13 protein-coding genes are annotated in these 17,684 nt (G+C 70.6%); 8 read left to right on the top strand and 5 right to left on the bottom strand.

Features of this window, described 5'->3' with window-relative positions; translation table 11 throughout:
• Positions 1–85: 85 nt before the first annotated feature.
• On the top strand, positions 86–1,471 hold the full coding sequence (locus J7I94_RS00550) for a glycosyl hydrolase family 18 protein (RefSeq protein ID WP_215164418.1): 1,386 nt from the start codon (positions 86–88) through the stop codon (positions 1,469–1,471).
• Here J7I94_RS00550 and J7I94_RS00545 read toward each other — a convergent pair.
• The 4 genes from J7I94_RS00545 to J7I94_RS00530 are packed head-to-tail and all read right to left on the bottom strand — an operon-like array spanning position 1,449 to position 5,321.
• Positions 1,449–2,222 (bottom strand): succinate dehydrogenase/fumarate reductase iron-sulfur subunit, encoded by a 774-nt coding sequence (locus J7I94_RS00545; RefSeq protein ID WP_215164417.1) that lies wholly within the window; start codon positions 2,220–2,222, stop codon positions 1,449–1,451. The genes J7I94_RS00550 and J7I94_RS00545 overlap by 23 nt on opposite strands.
• A complete protein-coding gene (locus tag J7I94_RS00540) occupies positions 2,219–4,153 on the bottom strand; it encodes a fumarate reductase/succinate dehydrogenase flavoprotein subunit (protein WP_215164416.1) in 1,935 nt (644 codons plus the stop codon). Before J7I94_RS00540 ends, J7I94_RS00545 begins: the two co-directional genes overlap by 4 nt.
• The gene (locus J7I94_RS00535; RefSeq protein ID WP_215164415.1) at positions 4,153–4,989 is read right to left on the bottom strand and encodes a hypothetical protein; all 837 of its coding nucleotides are present in this window, start codon (positions 4,987–4,989) and stop codon (positions 4,153–4,155) included. Before J7I94_RS00535 ends, J7I94_RS00540 begins: the two co-directional genes overlap by 1 nt.
• A 38-nt stretch (positions 4,990–5,027) precedes the next feature.
• Positions 5,028–5,321: a hypothetical protein gene (locus J7I94_RS00530; protein WP_215164414.1), complete on the bottom strand. Its 294-nt coding sequence runs from the start codon at positions 5,319–5,321 to the stop codon at positions 5,028–5,030.
• Between the two features lie 309 nt (positions 5,322–5,630).
• Between J7I94_RS00530 and J7I94_RS00525 the strand changes: the two genes are divergently transcribed.
• From J7I94_RS00525 to J7I94_RS00495, 7 genes are all read left to right on the top strand, one after another.
• Positions 5,631–7,943: an ABC transporter family substrate-binding protein gene (locus J7I94_RS00525; RefSeq protein WP_215164413.1), complete on the top strand. Its 2,313-nt coding sequence runs from the start codon at positions 5,631–5,633 to the stop codon at positions 7,941–7,943.
• A gap of 135 nt (positions 7,944–8,078) precedes the next feature.
• Positions 8,079–9,995, top strand: coding sequence for a translational GTPase TypA (typA, locus tag J7I94_RS00520; protein ID WP_215164412.1), 1,917 nt, complete (start codon positions 8,079–8,081; stop codon positions 9,993–9,995).
• Positions 9,996–10,528: 533 nt separating this feature from the next.
• On the top strand, positions 10,529–12,136 hold the full coding sequence (locus J7I94_RS00515; protein ID WP_215164411.1) for an ABC transporter substrate-binding protein: 1,608 nt from the start codon (positions 10,529–10,531) through the stop codon (positions 12,134–12,136).
• Between the two features lie 164 nt (positions 12,137–12,300).
• Positions 12,301–13,227 carry an ABC transporter permease gene (locus J7I94_RS00510; protein WP_215164410.1) on the top strand — a complete coding sequence of 309 codons (927 nt, stop codon included), beginning with the start codon at positions 12,301–12,303 and terminating at the stop codon, positions 13,225–13,227.
• Positions 13,220–14,164 carry an ABC transporter permease gene (locus J7I94_RS00505; protein ID WP_215164409.1) on the top strand — a complete coding sequence of 315 codons (945 nt, stop codon included), beginning with the start codon at positions 13,220–13,222 and terminating at the stop codon, positions 14,162–14,164. The genes J7I94_RS00510 and J7I94_RS00505 overlap by 8 nt, the downstream gene beginning before the upstream one ends.
• Positions 14,165–14,175: 11 nt before the next feature.
• Positions 14,176–15,234: an ABC transporter ATP-binding protein gene (locus J7I94_RS00500; RefSeq protein WP_215164408.1), complete on the top strand. Its 1,059-nt coding sequence runs from the start codon at positions 14,176–14,178 to the stop codon at positions 15,232–15,234.
• A complete protein-coding gene (locus tag J7I94_RS00495; protein ID WP_215164407.1) occupies positions 15,227–16,372 on the top strand; it encodes an ABC transporter ATP-binding protein in 1,146 nt (381 codons plus the stop codon). Before J7I94_RS00500 ends, J7I94_RS00495 begins: the two co-directional genes overlap by 8 nt.
• Before the next feature lie 178 nt (positions 16,373–16,550).
• On the opposite strand, the gene J7I94_RS00490 is transcribed toward J7I94_RS00495, so the two are convergent.
• Positions 16,551–17,540: an ABC transporter ATP-binding protein gene (locus J7I94_RS00490; protein ID WP_215164406.1), complete on the bottom strand. Its 990-nt coding sequence runs from the start codon at positions 17,538–17,540 to the stop codon at positions 16,551–16,553.
• Positions 17,541–17,684 lie beyond the last annotated feature (144 nt).

The raw sequence follows: 17,684 nt of genomic DNA, 5'->3' as shown, positions 1-17,684 counted from the left end.
GTGTCCCGGGCCGCAACCGGTACCGCCGCGTCCGTCGTCCCCGCCGGTGACACCTGCCACCGGGGCGGGCGACGGAGGGCGCGGCATGGAACAGCCGACCGACGGCACGGGCACCCCGCGCCGGGGACAGCGGACGGAGGCGCCCGCGCCCGCCGAGGCCACGGAGACCGAGGTTCCCGGGGCGCGTGAGTCCGAGGTCCGTGAGTCCGGGGCGCGTGAGTCCGTGGTCCGTGAGTCCGAGGTCCGTGAGTCCGGGGCGCGTGAGTGCGTGGTCCGTGAGTGCGTGGTTCGTGAGTCCGGGGCGCGTGACTCCGTGGTCCGTGAGTCCGAGGCGTGCGAGCCCGACACCCCCGGTGCCCGTGAGCCCGAGGCCCCCACCCCCGAGGCGTGCGAGCCCGACACCCCCGGTGCCCGTGAGCCCGAGGCCCCCACCCCCGACACCCCCCGAAGACCCTGGCTCCGCCGCCTGCGCCGTACCGCCCTGGTGCTCGCCCTCGTCCTCCTCGTCCCCGTCCTCGCCACCCAGGCCGCCCTGCGCGTCAGCTACGCCGGCGACCCGGCCGACGGCACCCGGACCCGGCACCAGGACGCCGTCTGGCTCGGTCACGCCTGGGTCGACGGGCGGAAGACGGACGCCGACCTCGCCGCCCTCGGCCGACGGCTCGCCACCACCGGCATCCGCGACCTCTACGTCCACACCGGCCCCCTGGAACACGACGGCACCCTCCCCCGCGGCCGCTACCCGAAGGCCCACTGGCTGACCGACGCCGTCCACGAGGAACTGCCCGGCGTCCGCGTGCACGCCTGGCTCGGCGACGTCCTCGCCACCGAGACCCCGGACGGCATGCGGCTGGAGCGGGCCGGGACCCGTGCCGCCGTCGTCCGCTCGGCCGGGCAGATCCTCGACGAGGGCTTCGACGGCGTCCACTTCGACCTGGAACCCGCCCGCTCCGGCAACGGCGGCTACCTCGCCCTCCTCGACGCCGTGCGCCGGGTGACGGACGCGCGCAACGTCGTACTCTCCGTGGCCGCCCACCAGATCGACCCGCTGCCGGCCCTGCACTCCGTCGCCGGCGCCCTCACCGGCCACCCCAAGTGGTGGTCGCAGGAGTACTTCGGCCAGGTCGCCCGCCGGGTCGACCAGATCGCCGTCATGTCGTACGACACCGCGCAGCCCCTGCAAAGCACCTACGGCGGCTATGTGGCCCGGCAGACCTCGCTCGCCCTGGAGGTCACCCCGCCCACCACCGACCTGCTGATGGGCCTGCCCTTCTACTACGAGAGCGACCCCTCCCACTGGGGCCACGCCGAGACCGTCCCCGCCGCCGTGCGCGGCGTCCGCCTCGGCCTGTCCCGCACGGACCCCGGCCGGGAGAACTTCGGCGTCGCCCTGTACGTCGACTTCGCCGCGACCGAGGCCGACTGGCGGGCGTACCGCGAGGGCTGGGTCAGCGCTCCCGGCGCCTCCTGATCGTCGAGCCGAGCCAGACCAGCGGGTCGTACTTGCGGTCGACGGCCCGCTCCTTCAAGGGGATCAGCGCATTGTCCGTGATCCTGATGCCCTCGGGGCAGACCTCCGTGCAGCACTTGGTGATGTTGCAGTAGCCGAGGCCGTGCTCGTCCTGGGCGGTCTTCTTGCGGTCCAGACCGCTGGACTCGGCCGCGTCCAGCGGGTGCATGTCCAGTTCGGCGACCCGCATCAGGAAGCGCGGGCCCGCGAACGCCGGTTTGTTCTCCTCGTGGTCCCGGACCACATGGCAGGTGTCCTGGCACAGGAAGCACTCGATGCACTTGCGGAACTCCTGCGGCCGGTCCACGTCCTCCTGCGTCATCCGGTACTCGCCGGGACCGACCCCGGCGGGCGGCACGAAGGCCGGGACCTCGCGGGCCTTGGCGTAGTTGAAGCCGACGTCCGTCACCAGGTCCCGTACGACCGGGAAGGCGCGCAGCGGGGTGACGGTGATCGTCTCCTCGCGGGTGAAGACCGACATCCGGGTCATGCACAGCAGCCGGGGCCGCCCGTTGATCTCGGCGGAGCACGAGCCGCACTTGCCGGCCTTGCAGTTCCAGCGGACGGCCAGGTCGGGGGCCTGGGTGGCCTGGAGGCGGTGGATGATGTCGAGGACCACCTCCCCCTCGTTCACCTCGACGGTGAAGTCCTCCAGCGCGCCGCCCCCGGTGTCGCCCCGCCACACCCGGAACCGCGCCTCGTAACCGCTCATCGGTACAGCTCCTCGTCGGCGAGGTACTTGGCCAGCTCTTCCTTCTCGAACAGGGCGAGCAGGTCGGGACGGACCGGGTCGGTGGTCTCCCGGTGCAGGGTGATCTGGCCGCGCACCGGGTCCGTCGCCGCCAGGCCGCCCGTCGGGTCGGTCAGCCGGCAGAGCAGGTTGACGTTGCGCCACCGGCGGTCCATCGCGGCGTGGTCCTCGCGGGTGTGGCCGCCGCGCGACTCGGTGCGCTCCAGCGCGGCCCGCGCCACGCACTCGCTGACCAGCAGCATGTTCCGCAGGTCCAGGGCGAGGTGCCAGCCCGGGTTGAACTGCCGGTGCCCCTCGACGCCGGCCCGCCGGGCCCGTACCCGCAGCTCGGCCAGTTTCTCCAGGGCCCGCTCCATCTCGGCTTCCCGGCGGATGATGCCGACCAGGTCGTTCATGGTCTGCTGGAGTTCCTGGTGGAGGGTGTACGGGTTCTCCGGGGGCCCGCCGGCCGGTTCCCCCGGCTCCGACTCCGCCGAGAACGGGCGCAGCGCCTCGGCGGCGGCCGAGCCGATGTCCTCCTCGGCCGTGCGGGGCCGCTCCCGGCCGAGCGCGTACTCGGCGGCGTGCCACCCCGCCCGCCGCCCGAACACCAGCAGGTCGGAGAGGGAGTTGCCGCCGAGCCGGTTGGAGCCGTGCATCCCGCCGGCCACCTCACCCGCCGCGTACAGCCCCGGTACCCCGCGCGCGGCGGCGGTGTCGGAGTCGACGGCGATGCCGCCCATCACGTAGTGGCAGGTGGGCCCGACCTCCATCGCCTCCGCGGTGATGTCGACGTCGGCCAGCTCCTTGAACTGGTGGTACATCGACGGCAGCCGCCGCTTGACGACCTCCGCGGGCATCCGCGTCGACACGTCGAGGAAGACACCGCCGTGCGGGGAGCCCCGGCCCTCCTTCACCTCGCTGTTGATGGCGCGGGCGACCTCGTCGCGGGGGAGCAGTTCGGGGGGACGCCGGTTGTGGTCCGGGTCGTCGTACCAGCGGTCGGCCTCGGCCTCGGACTCGGCGTACTTCTCCTTGAAGACGTCCGGGACGTAGTCGAACATGAACCGCTTGCCCTCGGAGTTCCTGAGCACCCCGCCGTCCCCGCGCACCGACTCGGTGACCAGGATGCCCTTCACGGACGGGGGCCAGACCATGCCCGTGGGGTGGAACTGCACGAACTCCATGTTCAGCAGCGGCGCGCCCGCGAGCAGGGCGAGGGCGTGCCCGTCGCCGGTGTACTCCCAGGAGTTCGACGTCACCTTGAAGGACTTGCCGATGCCGCCGGTGGCGATCACCACGGCGGGGGCCTCCAGGACGAGGAAACGGCCGGTCTCGCGCTCGTAGGCGAAGACGCCCGAGACACGTGAGCCGTCCTTCAGCACGCGGGTGACCGTGCACTCCTGGAAGACCTTCAGCCGGGACTCGTAGTCGCCGGTCTCGCGGTGGTCCTCCTGCTGGAGGGCGACGACCTTCTGCTGGAGGGTGCGGATCAGCTCCAGGCCGGTGCGGTCGCCGACGTGGGCCAGGCGCGGGTACTCGTGGCCGCCGAAGTTGCGCTGCGAGATCCGGCCGTCCTTCGTACGGTCGAACAGAGCGCCCCAGGTCTCCAGCTCCCAGACCCGGTCCGGGGCCTCCTTGGCGTGCAGCTCGGCCATCCGCCACTGGTTGAGGAACTTGCCGCCGCGCAGGGTGTCCCGGAAGTGGACCTGCCAGCTGTCGCGCTCGTTGGCGTTGCCCATCGCCGCCGCGATGCCGCCCTCGGCCATCACCGTGTGCGCCTTGCCGAACAGCGACTTGCAGATCACCGCCGTACGGGCGCCCCGCTCGCGCGCCTCGATCGCGGCGCGCAGCCCGGCGCCGCCCGCGCCCACCACGACGACGTCCCACTCCTGCCGGTCCACCACGGACATCAAAAGAACCTCGGATCGTCGAAGGCGCCGGACGCGACCAGGTACACGTAGAAGTCGGCGAGCGCCACGCTCACCAGGGAGGCCCAGGCGAGCTGCATGTGCCGGGCGTTGAGCCGGCCCACCCACTGCCAGGCGCGGTAGCGCACGGGGTGCTTGGAGAAGTGCTTGAGCTTGCCGCCGACGATGTGCCGGCAGGAGTGGCAGGACAGGGTGTACGCCCAGATCAGCGCGATGTTGACCAGGAAGACGAGGGTGCCCAGGCCCATGTGGCCCCACGCGTAGTGCTCGTCGCGGAAGGCGAGGACCGTGTCGTAGGTGAGGATGCCCGCCACCAGCAGCGCCGCGTAGAAGAAGTAGCGGTGCAGGTTCTGGAGGACGAGGGGGAAGCGGGACTCGCCGGTGTACTTCTTGTGCGGCTCGGCCACCGCGCAGGCGGGCGGCGAGGCCCAGAAGCCGCGGTAGTACGCCTTGCGGTAGTAGTAGCAGGTCAGCCGGAAGCCGAGCGGGAAGACCAGGATGATGATCGCGGGGGAGATGCCCCACCAGGCGCCGAAGACCTCCCAGTTGGGCCCGGAGCGCATCGGCGCGCAGCGCTCGGCCAGGCACGGGGAGTAGAACGGCGAGACGTAGGGGGCCGCGTAGTAGTCGGCGTCGGCGAACGCCCGCCACGTCGAGTACACGATGAACGCGAGCAGCCCGGCGGCGGTGCCGGCGGGGGCCAGCCACCAGCGGTCGGTGCGCAGGTGCGGGGCGCTGATCGCGGCGCGCGCCGGGGCGTGGACGCCGCCGCGCCGGGGACGGGGGTCGGTGGGGGGTGGTTCCGTTCCAGTGGCCACTGGGCGACTCCGGTGGGGTCCGGTCGGATGCGGTCGGGTCAGGGGGCGCGCCGGTCGCGGGCGCCCAGTCCCTCGTCGTCCGAGTCCGTCCACAGGGTGAGGTCGTACGGGGCGTCGGAGATGGTGACGAGGTCCGGCCGCGGTATCGGCGCGTCCCCCGCGGCGGCGGCAGCGTGCAGCAGCGCGACGCTCTCCCGCAGGTGACCGGCGTCGGTGCGGACCCGCCGGACCTCCAGACCGTCGCGGCCGATCCGCTGTTCCAGCCGGCTCACGGCCCGCGACAGATCGTCGAGGCAGCGCCGGATCGTCGTCAGTTCGTCGTGCACGGACATGACGTGACCTCACTTCCGTCGGACGCGGCCACACCGGCCGGCCTGGGATGGCGACGTTCATGCGCCTGAGAGTGTCGCGCGTCACACCTGTCCCTGTGAAGGGACGTGCAGCGATTGGCCGAGGCGCGCGGGCGCACCCCCGGGCGCGCGTTCCCCCGGGCGGGTGAGCTTATGGAGCGGGGCCGACGTGTCGCCGGTCGTTGCCGAACCGATTCCTCTTCAGTGGGCGCATACGTCTGAATACAAATGATCAACTCCATATACCGCCAGAAGTGAACACAACGCCCGCGGCTCTCCGGAGGTAGACAGATGTCCCACGTCGGCGTCGGACCACGCGCCCGCACGCGCTCGGTCGCCTTCCTCACCGCGGGCGCGCTCGCGGTCCCCGTCCTCGCCGGGTGCAGCTCCGAGGACCCCGCGGGCGAGCCGCTCGCCGGTCCCGACACCGCCGTCGCGGCCCGGGCCCGGATCGCCGACGGCGGCACCCTGCGCTGGGCGGCGGACTCCGTGCCGGACACGCTGAACGTCTTCCAGTCCGACGCCGACGCCACCACCACCCGGGTCGCCCAGGCCGTACTGCCCTCCATGTTCCGCATGGACGCCACCGGCCGCCCGGTGCGCAACCCCGACTACCTGGAGTCCGCCGAGGTGGTCGCCACCGAGCCAAGACAGGTCGTGCTCTACAAGCTCAACCAGCAGGCCGTCTGGAGCGACGGCCGGGAGATCGGCGCCGCCGACTTCGCCGCCCAGTGGCGTGCCCTGTCCGGCAAGGACAGCGCCTACTGGACCGCCCGCAACGCCGGCTACGACCGCGTCGAGAAGATCGAGCGGGGCAAGAACGACCTGGAGGTCAAGGTCACCTTCCGCCGCCCCTACGCCGACTGGCGCTCCCTGTTCACGCCGCTGTACCCGAGGGAGGTCATGGGCACCCCGGACGCCTTCAACGACGGAGCGCGGCGCAAGCTCAAGATCACCGCCGGGCCGTTCGCCGTCCAGAAGGTGGACCGCGAGGCCGACGAGGTCGTCCTCGGGCGCAATCCGCGCTGGTGGGGCGAGCCGGCCAAGCTGTCCCGGATCGTGCTGCGCGCCGTGGAGCGCGGCGAGCGGACCGCGGCCCTGACCGCCGGCAAGCTCGACCTCGCCGAGGTCGACCCGGCCACCGCCCGGGAGGTCGGCCGGGCCGGCGCCCCGCCCGGCACCGGCAACCCGCTCGGCTCCACCGCCGCCGAGGACGCCGCATCCCTCTCCGGTCCGGAGAGCGGCCAGGGGCGGTCCGCCGCCGACGCCCTGCGCTCCTGGGCCGTCGCCCACGGCTCCGACGAGGAGGCCGCGTACGAGGAGACGCTCGCCCGCGAGGAGCGGCGGGCGGCCCTCGCCCGGGCCGAACGCCGGCGGGCCGCCCTGCGCGGCTTCGAGGTCCGCAAGTCGCTGGAGCCCGCCTACACCCAGCTCGCCCTCAACGGGGCGGACGGCCCCCTCGCCGACGAACGGGTGCGCCGGGCCGTCGCCCGCGCCGTCGACCGCGAGGAACTGGCCGAGGCGGTGCTGAAGCCCCTCGGCCTCCCGGCGGAGCCCCTCGGCAGCCACCTCGCGCTGGCCGGCCAGGACGCCTACGCCGACGGCAGCGGCGCGCTCGGCGAACCGGACGTCAAGGAGGCGCGGGCGCTGCTCGCGGACGCGGGGTGGGTGCCCGGGGGGCCCGTGAAGAAGGACAAGGAGAAGGAAGGGGAGGCGGAGGAGGCGGCCGGCGCCGAGGAGGGCGAGGGCAGCTCGTCCGAGAGCGACTCCCCGGGCGGCGACGACGGTACGTACATCGTGGGGGAGGACGGCAAGGGCGACGGCGACGGAAACGGCGACGGCAAGGGCGAGGGCGACGGCGACGGAAACGGCCACGGAAACGGCGACGGCAAGGGCGAGGGCGACGGCGACGGAAACGGCCACGGAAACGGCGACGGCGAGAAGAACAAGGCCAACGGCAGCGCCCCCGGTGCCTACGCCCCCAAGGGCACCGCCGCCCCGGCCGGCGCCGCGGCGCCGCTGGCCAGGAACGGCAAGCCGCTCACCCTGCGCTTCGTGCTCCCCTCCGGCCCCGGCTCCGGCACGCTGCGCACCGTCGCCGACCGGATCAGCCGCATGCTGGACCGGATCGGCATCCGCACCGACATCACCAAGGTCCCCGACGAGAGCTACTTCCGGGACCACATCGCGGGCGGCGACTACGACCTGGCGCTCTACTCCTGGCCCGGCACCGCCTTCCCGGCCACCGACGCCCGCCCCGTCTACGCCAAGCCCGTCCCCGCCGCCGACGGCTCCCTCAACGTCGAACAGAACTACACCCGGGTCGGCACCGACCAGGTCGACCAGCTCTTCGAGCAGGCCATCGCCACCCTGGACGAGAAGGAGGCCCGGTCCCTGATCCGCAAGGCCGACTCCCGGATCTGGGCGGCGGCCGGCTCCCTCCCCCTCTACCAGCGCCCCCAGCTCACCGTCGCCCGCGAGAACCTCGCCAACGCGGGCGCCTTCGGCTTCGCCACCCCGGTCTACGAGGACATGGGCTTCCTGAAGAAGGGCGCGCAGGGCGGACAGCGCTCCGCGACCCCGACCCCGGCCCCGTCCTCGTGACCGTCCCCACAGGGTCGAACAAGGCCACTGCCGTCAGCCCCGTACCATGGAAGGGAAAAGGCCGTGGCGTCACCAGCCCGGCGAGGCCAGCGCAGCAGACCTGGCCGTCCTCACCACTCCGGGAGTACGCCGCACATGGCTGTGTCCGTAACGCGTCACGACATCCGCAACGTCGCCATCGTCGCCCACGTCGACCACGGCAAGACCACGATCGTCGACGGCATGCTGAAGCAGGCCGGTGCCTTCGCCGCCCACCAGCTCGACTCCGTCGACGACCGCATGATGGACTCGAACGACCTGGAGCGTGAGAAGGGCATCACGATCCTGGCCAAGAACACGGCGGTCAAGTACCACCCGAAGGATGGCGGCGACGTCATCACCATCAACATCATCGACACCCCGGGCCACGCCGACTTCGGCGGCGAGGTCGAGCGCGGCCTGTCGATGGTGGACGGTGTGGTCCTGCTGGTCGACGCCTCCGAGGGCCCGCTGCCGCAGACCCGCTTCGTGCTGCGCAAGGCGCTCGCCCAGCGGCTGCCGATCATCCTGTGCATCAACAAGACGGACCGGCCCGACGCCCGCATCGACGAGGTCGTCAACGAGACCTACGACCTCTTCCTGGACCTGGACGCCGACGAGGAGCAGATCGAGTTCCCGATCGTCTACGCCTGCGGCCGCGACGGCGTCGCCTCGCTGACCAAGCCGGAGGACGGCACGGTCCCGGCCGACTCCGACAGCCTGGAGCCGTTCTTCTCCACGATCCTCCAGCACATCCCCGCGCCCACCTACGAGGAGGACGCGCCGCTCCAGGCCCACGTGACGAACCTGGACGCCGACAACTTCCTCGGCCGTATCGCGCTGCTCCGCGTCCACCAGGGCGAGCTGAAGAAGGGCCAGACGGTCGCCTGGCTCAAGCGCGACGGATCCACGCAGAACGTGCGGATCTCCGAGCTGATGATGACCGAGGCGCTCACCCGCAAGCCCGCCGAGAAGGCCGGCCCCGGTGACATCTGCGCCGTCGCCGGTATCCCGGACATCATGATCGGCGAGACCCTGGCCGACCCGGAGAACCCGGTCCCGCTGCCGCTGATCACGGTGGACGAGCCCGCGATCTCCATGACCATCGGCACCAACACCTCCCCGCTGGTCGGCCGCGGCGCCACCGGCAAGGGCGCGGACAACAAGGCGGTCGTCAAGGACCGCAAGGTCACCGCCCGCCAGGTCAAGGACCGCCTCGACCGCGAGCTGATCGGCAACGTCTCGCTCCGCGTCCTGGACACCGAGCGCCCGGACGCCTGGGAGGTGCAGGGCCGCGGTGAGCTGGCGCTGGCCATCCTGGTCGAGCAGATGCGCCGCGAGGGCTTCGAGCTGACCATCGGCAAGCCGCAGGTCGTCACCAAGCAGGTCGACGGCAAGACCTACGAGCCCGTCGAGCGGATGACCATCGACGTGCCCGAGGAGCACATGGGCGCGGTCACGCAGCTCATGGGCGTCCGCAAGGGCCGCATGGACAACATGTCCAACCACGGCTCCGGCTGGGTCCGCATGGAGTTCGTCGTCCCCTCCCGCGGTCTGATCGGCTTCCGTACCGAGTTCCTCACCCAGACCCGCGGCACTGGCATCGCGCACTCCATCCACGAGGGCCACGAGCCCTGGTTCGGCACGCTGACCACGCGCAACAACGGCTCGCTGGTCGCCGACCGCTCCGGCGCGGTCACCGCGTTCGCCATGACGAATCTCCAGGAGCGCGGCGTGCTCTTCACGGAGCCCGGCACCGAGGTGTACGAGGGCATGATCGTCGGCGAGAACTCCCGCGCCGACGACATGGACGTCAACATCACCAAGGAGAAGAAGCTCACCAACATGCGGTCGTCCTCGGCCGACTCCTTCGAGGCGATCGTCCCGCCGCGCAAGCTGTCGCTGGAGCAGTCGCTGGAGTTCTGCCGCGACGACGAGTGCGTCGAGGTCACCCCGGAGGCCGTGCGCATCCGCAAGGTGAACCTGGACGCCCGCGAGCGCGCCCGCGCCGCGAGCCGCGCCAAGCACGGCTGATCCCCTTCTGGCGGCCTCGGCCGCCGGACCACGGACGAGCGTCGGGCACCCCTGTCACGGACAGGGGTGCCCGACGCCGTTTCACGGCTCCCGCGGAGTCCCGTCCAGGGGGACGCGACGGGAACGAGAGTTGCCCCACACCCCGTTGCGCACGCGTCCGGTCACCGACGGTTCGCACACCGCATGTTCCGCACGTTCGGGCAAGCGGATTTCTGTGCCCGAGTGTCCGCAATGCGGACACCTTCCCTCGATAGATGTGTAACAAGTCCGTTTCGCAGGGATCTTTCTGCAAAGGGTTTGTCCGGATTTTGGAAGAAGTTAGCGCCAGGTGTGATCGAACCGAGACCTTTGGGGTGTGGTTCGGCTGTGGGGGATGGCAGATAGTTAGGCGCGTAGAACTCGATCGAGCGGGGCGTCCGCAGCCGCGGCGCCGACTCACGAGTGACGGGCACCCAACCTTTTCAGGCACCGGTGACGGTGTCGTGTCGCGGGCCTGCCCGTGCGATGAACCATTGGTCTCCTAGGAGGAATCCATGCGCGGTGCGAAGAGCGCCAAGTGGGTCGCGATAGCCGCGGTTGTGGCGCTGAGCGCGACCGCTTGTGGCGGCGGCGGCGACGAGGGCGACAGCAAGGCCGCGATCGACCCGGACGGCACGTTCTCCGTCGAGGTGGGTGAGCCGCAGAACCCGCTGCAGCCGGCCAACACCATGGAGTCCAACGGCAGCATCGTCATCAACTCGCTGTTCTCGGGCCTGGTCGACTACGACTCCAAGGGCAACATCACCATGGTGAACGCCGAGTCGGTGGACACCAAGGACAACAAGACCTTCACGGTCAAGCTGAAGGCGGGCTGGAAGTTCCACGACGGCACCCCGGTCACCTCCGAGTCCTACATCAAGGCCTGGAACTGGGCCGCGAACCCGGACAACAAGCAGACCAACAGCTTCTGGTTCTCCGACATCAAGGGCTACGACGACATCTCCGGCGGCAAGGCCGACGAGATGTCCGGTCTGAAGGCCGTCGACGACACCACCTTCACGATCGAGCTGAGCAAGGCGCTGCCCTACTTCGTCTACAAGCTGGGCTACGAGGTCTTCTCCCCGCTGCCGGAGTCCTTCTACAAGGACCCGGACGCCGCCGGTGAGAAGCCGGTCGGCAACGGCCCCTACAAGTTCGTCAGCTGGGACCACAAGAAGCAGATCGTGGTCGAGCGCAACGACGACTACAAGGGTGACGACAAGGCCAAGAACGGCGGCGTGATCTTCAAGAACTACGCCCAGCTGGAGACGGCCTACCAGGACCTCAAGTCCGGCAACCTCGACGTGATGCGCCAGGTCGCCCCGCGTGACCTGCCGGTGTACAAGCAGGACCTCGGCGACCGCGCCGTGGACCAGTCGCAGTCCTCGATCCAGACCCTCGCCGTCGCCTTCTACACCAAGCAGTGGAAGGACATCGACCCGAAGGTCCTCCAGGGCCTGTCGATGGCGATCGACCGCGACACCATCACCAAGACCGTCCTCCAGGGCACCCGTGAGCCGGCCACCGGCTGGGTCGCCAAGGGCGTGCTCGGTTACACGGACAACGCCGCCGGGGACGTCACCACGTACGACCCGAAGAAGGCCAAGGCCCTCATCAAGGAGGGTGGCGGCGTCCCGGGCAACAAGATCTCCATCCAGTTCAACGCGGACGGCGGTCACAAGGAGTGGGTGGAGGCCGTCTGCGGCTCCATCACCAACGCCACCGGCGTGGCCTGCACCGGCGACTCCAAGGCCGACTTCCAGGCCGACACCAACGCCCGTGACGCGAAGCAGGTCAAGTCGCTGTACCGCTCCGGCTGGGTGCTCGACTACCCCTTCATCGCCAACTTCATCCGGGACCTGTTCGGCACCAAGTCGGACGGCAACCAGGGCGGCTTCTCCAACGCGGAGATCGACAAGCTCATCGAGCAGGCCGACAGCGCCGCCACGCTGGAGGAGTCGGAGAAGCTCTACCAGGAGATCGAGAAGAAGCTTCCCGAGTACATGCCGAGCATCCCGCTCTGGTACTACAAGGTCAACGCGGGCTACTCGGAGAAGGTCACCGGCGTCAAGTACGCCCAGGACGGCGACCCGATCCTGACCGGCGTTCAGGTCACGAAGTAACCGCTGATCACAGCGTGTGCCGTGCCGCACCTCATCAGGTGCGGCACGGTGTCGGCCGGTCGGCCGGGGGGCCCTTTTCACCGGGTACGTACGGGACGTCCGCGAGGAACCGTCAGGCGTGCGCGGTGAAAAGGGCCTGCCGCTGTAACTGACATGGAGGCACCATGGGGCGCTACGTCATACGACGACTGCTCCAGATGATCCCGGTGTTCATCGGGACGACTCTGCTGATTTTCCTGATGGTCTACGCGCTGCCCGGCGACCCCGTGCGCGGACTCTTCGGGGACAAGGGCGCGAGCCCGGAAGTGCTGCAGGCCCTGCGGCACGAGTACGGGCTCGACAAGCCCATCATGGTCCAGTACCTGGACTACATGAAGGGCATCGTCCTTCACTTCGACTTCGGCAACCAGATCGCCAGCGGCCGGCCGGTCACCGAGATCCTCGGTGACGCCTTCCCCGTGACGCTGCGTCTGGCCGGCCTGGCCTTCGCCATCGAGGCCGCCCTCGGCATCATCCTCGGCCTGATCTCCGGCATGCGCGCCGGCAAGACGGCCGACACGCTGATCCTCATCCTGACCCTGCTGCTCATCTCGGTGCCGGTCTTCGTGCTCGGCCTGATCCTGCAGACGGTGGTCACCAACGCGGGCGGCGCCCCCTCGGTGAACGACGACACCGACATCGGGCAGATGCTGATGCCGGCCATCGTGCTGGCCAGCGCCTCACTGGCCTATGTGGCGCGGCTGACGCGGACCTCGGTCGCCGAGAACATGCGGTCCGACTACATGCGCACGGCCATCGCCAAGGGTCTGCCCCGGCGCCGGGTCGTCGGTGTCCACCTGATGCGGAACTCGCTCATCCCGGTCGTCACCTTCCTCGGCACCGACCTCGGTGCCCTGATGGGCGGCGCGATCGTCACCGAGCGCATCTTCAACATCAAGGGCGTCGGCGGCACGATCGCGGAGGCCATCACCCGCCGCGAGGGAACGACACTGGTCGGCCTGGTCACGGTCCTGGTCCTCGTCTACCTCGTCACCAGCCTCATCGTCGACCTGCTGTACGCGGTCCTGGACCCGAGGATCCGTTATGCCTGAGCTGACCAAGACCTCCGCGGAGAAGTCCGCGACGTCCGCCGCCCCGGACGGCCGGCGCCTGCCCGAGGCCGGCCAGGAGAAGGCCCGCAGCCTGTGGGGCGATGCCTGGCGCGACCTGCGCACCAACTGGATCTTCATCGTCTCCTCGGTGCTGATCCTGCTGCTGCTCGTGATCGCGCTGTTCCCCGGTCTGTTCACCAGCGCCAGCCCGGACGCCAAGGACCTCGCGGCGCACTACCTCCAGAAGCCCGAGTACGGGCACATCTTCGGCGCCGACTGGCTCGGGTACGACGCCCAGGGCCGCAGCGTGTACGCCCGTGCCATCTACGGCACCCGCGCCTCGCTGCTGGTCGGCGGCGGTACCACCCTGGCCGTCACGGTCTTCGGCGGTCTGGTGGGCATGCTCGCCGGTTACTTCGGCGGCTGGATCGACGCGGTGCTCTCCCGCATCACCGACATGTTCTTCGGCATCCCGTTCCTGCTCGGCACGATGGTGATGCTGAACTCGTTCACCGAGCGGTCCATCCCGATCGTCATCCTCGCGCTGACCTTCCTGGGCTGGACGCAGACCGCCCGCGTCATGCGCGGTTCGGTGATCACGGTCAAGTCGCAGGACTACGTGCAGGCCGCCAAGGCGCTGGGCGCGAGCACCTCGCGCATCCTCTTCCGGCACGTGCTGCCCAACGCGATCGCCCCGGTGATCGTCGTCGCCACCATCGCGCTCGGTGTCTACATCGGCGCCGAGGCCACGCTGTCGTACCTCGGTCTCGGCCTGGAGGGCGCCTCGTGGGGCAACGACATCTCCGACGGCCAGAACCAGATCCGGGTCGCGGCGTACATCATGCTCTACCCGTCGATCATGCTCAGCATCACGGTGCTGGCGTTCATCATGCTCGGTGAGGCCGTCCGCAACGCCCTCGACCCGAAGCAGCGCTGAGGGAGGCGTACGTGACCATCATCGACCAGACCGCTTCCGTACCGGGACCGGCCGACGGCGGCGCCGACGACGCGCCGCTGCTCGAAGTGCGCGACCTGCACGTCGAGTTCCACACCCGGGACGGCGTCGTCCGGGCCGTCAACGGCGTCAACTACAGCGTGTCCGCGGGTGAGACCCTCGCCGTGCTCGGCGAGTCCGGGTCCGGCAAGTCCGTCACCGCGCAGGCCATCATGGGCATCCTGGACATGCCCCCGGCGAAGATCCCGCAGGGCGAGATCCGGTTCCGCGGCGAGGACATGCTGCGGATGGACGCCGAGGAGCGGCGCCGGCTGCGCGGCGCGAAGATCGCGATGATCTTCCAGGACGCGCTGTCGTCCCTCAACCCGGTCCTCTCCGTCGGCTACCAGCTCGGCGAGATGTTCCGGGTCCACCAGGGCATGAGCAAGAAGGAGGCCAAGGCCAAGGCCATCGAGCTGATGGACCGGGTGAAGATCCCGGCCGCCGCGGCCCGCGTCGACGACTACCCGCACCAGTTCTCCGGCGGTATGCGCCAGCGCATCATGATCGCCATGGCGCTGGCCCTGGAACCGGACCTGATCATCGCCGACGAGCCGACCACGGCCCTCGACGTGACGGTCCAGGCCCAGGTGATGGACCTGCTCGCCGAGTTGCAGCGCGAGTACCACATGGGTCTGATCCTGATCACCCACGACCTCGGCGTCGTCGCCGACGTGGCGGACAAGATCGCCGTGATGTACGCGGGCCGCATCGTGGAGCAGGCCCCGGTGCACGAGCTGTACAAGCGCCCCGCGCACCCCTACACCCGGGGGCTGCTGGACTCGATCCCGCGCCTGGACCAGAAGGGCCAGGAGCTGTACGCGATCAAGGGACTGCCGCCCAACCTGCTCAGGACGCCGTCGGGGTGCGCGTTCAACCCGCGCTGCCCCAAGGCGCAGGACATCTGCCGCACCGACACCCCGGCCCTGTTCGAGGTGACGGAGCGGGACGGCTCCGCCCTGCCGGGCCGGCGCAGCGCCTGCCATTTCTGGAAGGAGACGATCCATGGCTGAGATCAAGAAGGACGAGGCCGTGGACGCCACGCCGAACGTCACGGACGTCGAGGTCGTCGACGCGGCCACCGAGGAGGCGTCGGTCGTCGCGCTGGACAAGCCGGTGGACCGGGGCGAGCCGATCCTCCAGGTCCGCAACCTCAAGAAGCACTTCCCGCTGACCCAGGGCGTCCTGTTCAAGCGGCAGGTCGGCGCGGTCAAGGCCGTCGACGGCGTCTCCTTCGACCTCTACCAGGGCGAGACCCTCGGCATCGTCGGCGAGTCCGGCTGCGGCAAGTCCACGGTCGCCAAGCTCCTGATGAACCTGGAGCGGGCCACCGCGGGCGAGGTCTTCTACAAGGGCCAGGACATCACCAAGCTGTCCGGGCGCGCGCTCAAGGCCGTCCGCCGCAACATCCAGATGGTGTTCCAGGACCCGTACACCTCGCTGAACCCACGCATGACGGTCGCCGACATCATCGGCGAGACCTTCGACATCCACCCCGAGGTGGCTCCGAAGGGCGACCGGCGGCGCAAGGTGCAGGAGCTGCTGGACGTGGTGGGCCTGAACCCGGAGTACATCAACCGCTATCCGCACCAGTTCTCCGGCGGTCAGCGCCAGCGCATCGGCATCGCCCGCGGCCTCGCGCTCAACCCGGAGATCATCATCTGCGACGAGCCGGTGTCGGCGCTGGACGTGTCCGTCCAGGCCCAGGTCATCAACCTGATGGAGAAGCTCCAGGACGAGTTCGACCTCTCCTACATCTTCATCGCGCACGACCTGTCCATCGTCCGGCACATCTCGGACCGGGTCGGCGTCATGTACCTCGGCAAGATCGCGGAGATCGGCACCGACGTGCAGATCTACGACCACCCGACGCACCCGTACACCCAGGCGCTGCTCTCCGCGGTGCCCGTGCCCGACCCCGAGTCGCGCGATCACCGGGAGCGCATCATCCTCACCGGTGACGTGCCCTCGCCCGCCGACCCGCCGTCGGGCTGCTCCTTCCGCACCCGCTGCTGGAAGGCGCAGGACAAGTGCGCGCAGGAGGCACCGCTGCTGGCCGTCCCCGAGCGGTTCAAGGGCGAGAACTCGCAGGCGGCGCACGAGTCGGCGTGCCACTTCGCCGAGGAGAAGGACGTCGTGCACGCGGCCTGATCCCGTTCTTCCCCCGGTTCCCGGCACCTGCCCCAGGTGCCGGGAACCGGTGTTTTCCGGGGCCGCCGCGCGTCAGTCGCGGATCGCCGCGCGTCAGTCGCGGATCGCCGCGCGTCAGTCGCGGATCGCCGCGCGTCAGTCGCGGATCGCCGCCCGTCAGCCCGCCGACCGCTGCCCGTCAGGCGCGGGCGGCGGCCCAGTGGCAGGCGACCCGGCTCCGTGCGCCGTCGTCCGTGAGGGACGGGTCCTCGCCGTGGCAGCGCTCCGCGACCCCCGCCCGCTCGGCCTCCCCGTCCGCGAGGACCGGGCACCGGACCCGGAACCGGCACCCGGAGGGAACCCGGGACGGGTCGGGCGGCTCACCGGACAGCACGACCGGGTCCCCCGGGGTGTCCGGCAGCACCGACAACAGGGCCCGGGTGTAGGGGTGCCGGGGTGCCGTCAGCACCTGCTCGACCTCGCCCGTCTCCACGATCCGGCCCAGGTACATCACCGCCACCCGGTCGGCGACGTTCCAGGCCAGCCCCAAGTCGTGGGTGACGATCAGCGCGGCCAGCCCCAGGTCGGCGCGCAGGCGCAGCAGCAGCGCCAGGATCTCGCCGCGCACCGACGCGTCCAGCGAGGCCACCGGCTCGTCGGCGACCAGCAGTTCGGGCGCGAGGACCAGCGCGCCCGCGATCACCACCCGCTGGCGCTGGCCGCCGGAGAGTTCGTGCGGGTGGCGCAGCAGGAAGCGTTCCGGCGGGCGCAGTCCCGCCCGCGCCAGCGCCCCGGTGACGGCCTCCTTCTCGTCACCGGCGTACCCGTGGACGCGCAGCCCTTCGGCGACCGCCTCGTACACCGTGTGCCGGGGGTTGAGCGAGCCGCTGGGGTCCTGGAGCACCAGTTGGACGCGCTTGCGGTGGGCCTTGAGGGCACGTGCGCCGTACTCCAACGGCCGCCCGGCGAACTCGATCCGCCCCGAGGCCGGTCGCACCAGTCCGAGCAGGGCCCGGGCGAGGGTGCTCTTGCCGCAGCCCGACTCGCCGACCAGCGCCACGATCTCGCCGGCCCGCACGGTGAGGCCGACCCCGTCCACGGCCCGGGCCGGCGGGGCGCCGTGCCGCCCGGGGAAGGTGACGCGCAGGTCGCTCACGCCGAGCAGCGGGGGAGGGGGCGCGGTCGTCATGCTGTCCTTCCGGTGGGGTCGGCCGGTGCTCCGCCGGGAGCGGTCCGGCCGGCGCCGGGGGGCGGCTTCTCGGGCGGGGGTGCCTGGTCCTTGTCGGCGGCTGGTGGCTGTGCGGGGGTGATGGGGGTGCTGTGCGCGTCGGGT

The sequence above is a fragment of the Streptomyces sp. ISL-12 genome, from assembly GCF_018614415.1.
Classification (GTDB): Bacteria; Actinomycetota; Actinomycetes; order Streptomycetales; family Streptomycetaceae; genus Streptomyces.
Note: the sequence above shows the minus strand (reverse complement) of the source record. Positions and strands in the feature narration are given on the sequence as shown.

What these genes read in the sequence shown, in the direction of transcription:
- J7I94_RS00550 (WP_215164418.1), top strand. Translation starts at nt 86, where the DNA reads ATGGAACAGCCGACCGACGGCACGGGCACCCCGCGCCGGGGACAGCGG.
- J7I94_RS00545 (WP_215164417.1), bottom strand. Translation starts at nt 2,222, where the DNA reads ATGAGCGGTTACGAGGCGCGGTTCCGGGTGTGGCGGGGCGACACCGGG.
- J7I94_RS00540 (WP_215164416.1), bottom strand. Translation starts at nt 4,153, where the DNA reads ATGTCCGTGGTGGACCGGCAGGAGTGGGACGTCGTCGTGGTGGGCGCG.
- J7I94_RS00530 (WP_215164414.1), bottom strand. Translation starts at nt 5,321, where the DNA reads ATGTCCGTGCACGACGAACTGACGACGATCCGGCGCTGCCTCGACGAT.
- J7I94_RS00525 (WP_215164413.1), top strand. Translation starts at nt 5,631, where the DNA reads ATGTCCCACGTCGGCGTCGGACCACGCGCCCGCACGCGCTCGGTCGCC.
- typA (WP_215164412.1), top strand. Translation starts at nt 8,079, where the DNA reads ATGGCTGTGTCCGTAACGCGTCACGACATCCGCAACGTCGCCATCGTC.
- J7I94_RS00515 (WP_215164411.1), top strand. Translation starts at nt 10,529, where the DNA reads ATGCGCGGTGCGAAGAGCGCCAAGTGGGTCGCGATAGCCGCGGTTGTG.
- J7I94_RS00510 (WP_215164410.1), top strand. Translation starts at nt 12,301, where the DNA reads ATGGGGCGCTACGTCATACGACGACTGCTCCAGATGATCCCGGTGTTC.
- J7I94_RS00505 (WP_215164409.1), top strand. Translation starts at nt 13,220, where the DNA reads ATGCCTGAGCTGACCAAGACCTCCGCGGAGAAGTCCGCGACGTCCGCC.
- J7I94_RS00495 (WP_215164407.1), top strand. Translation starts at nt 15,227, where the DNA reads ATGGCTGAGATCAAGAAGGACGAGGCCGTGGACGCCACGCCGAACGTC.
- J7I94_RS00490 (WP_215164406.1), bottom strand. Translation starts at nt 17,540, where the DNA reads ATGACGACCGCGCCCCCTCCCCCGCTGCTCGGCGTGAGCGACCTGCGC.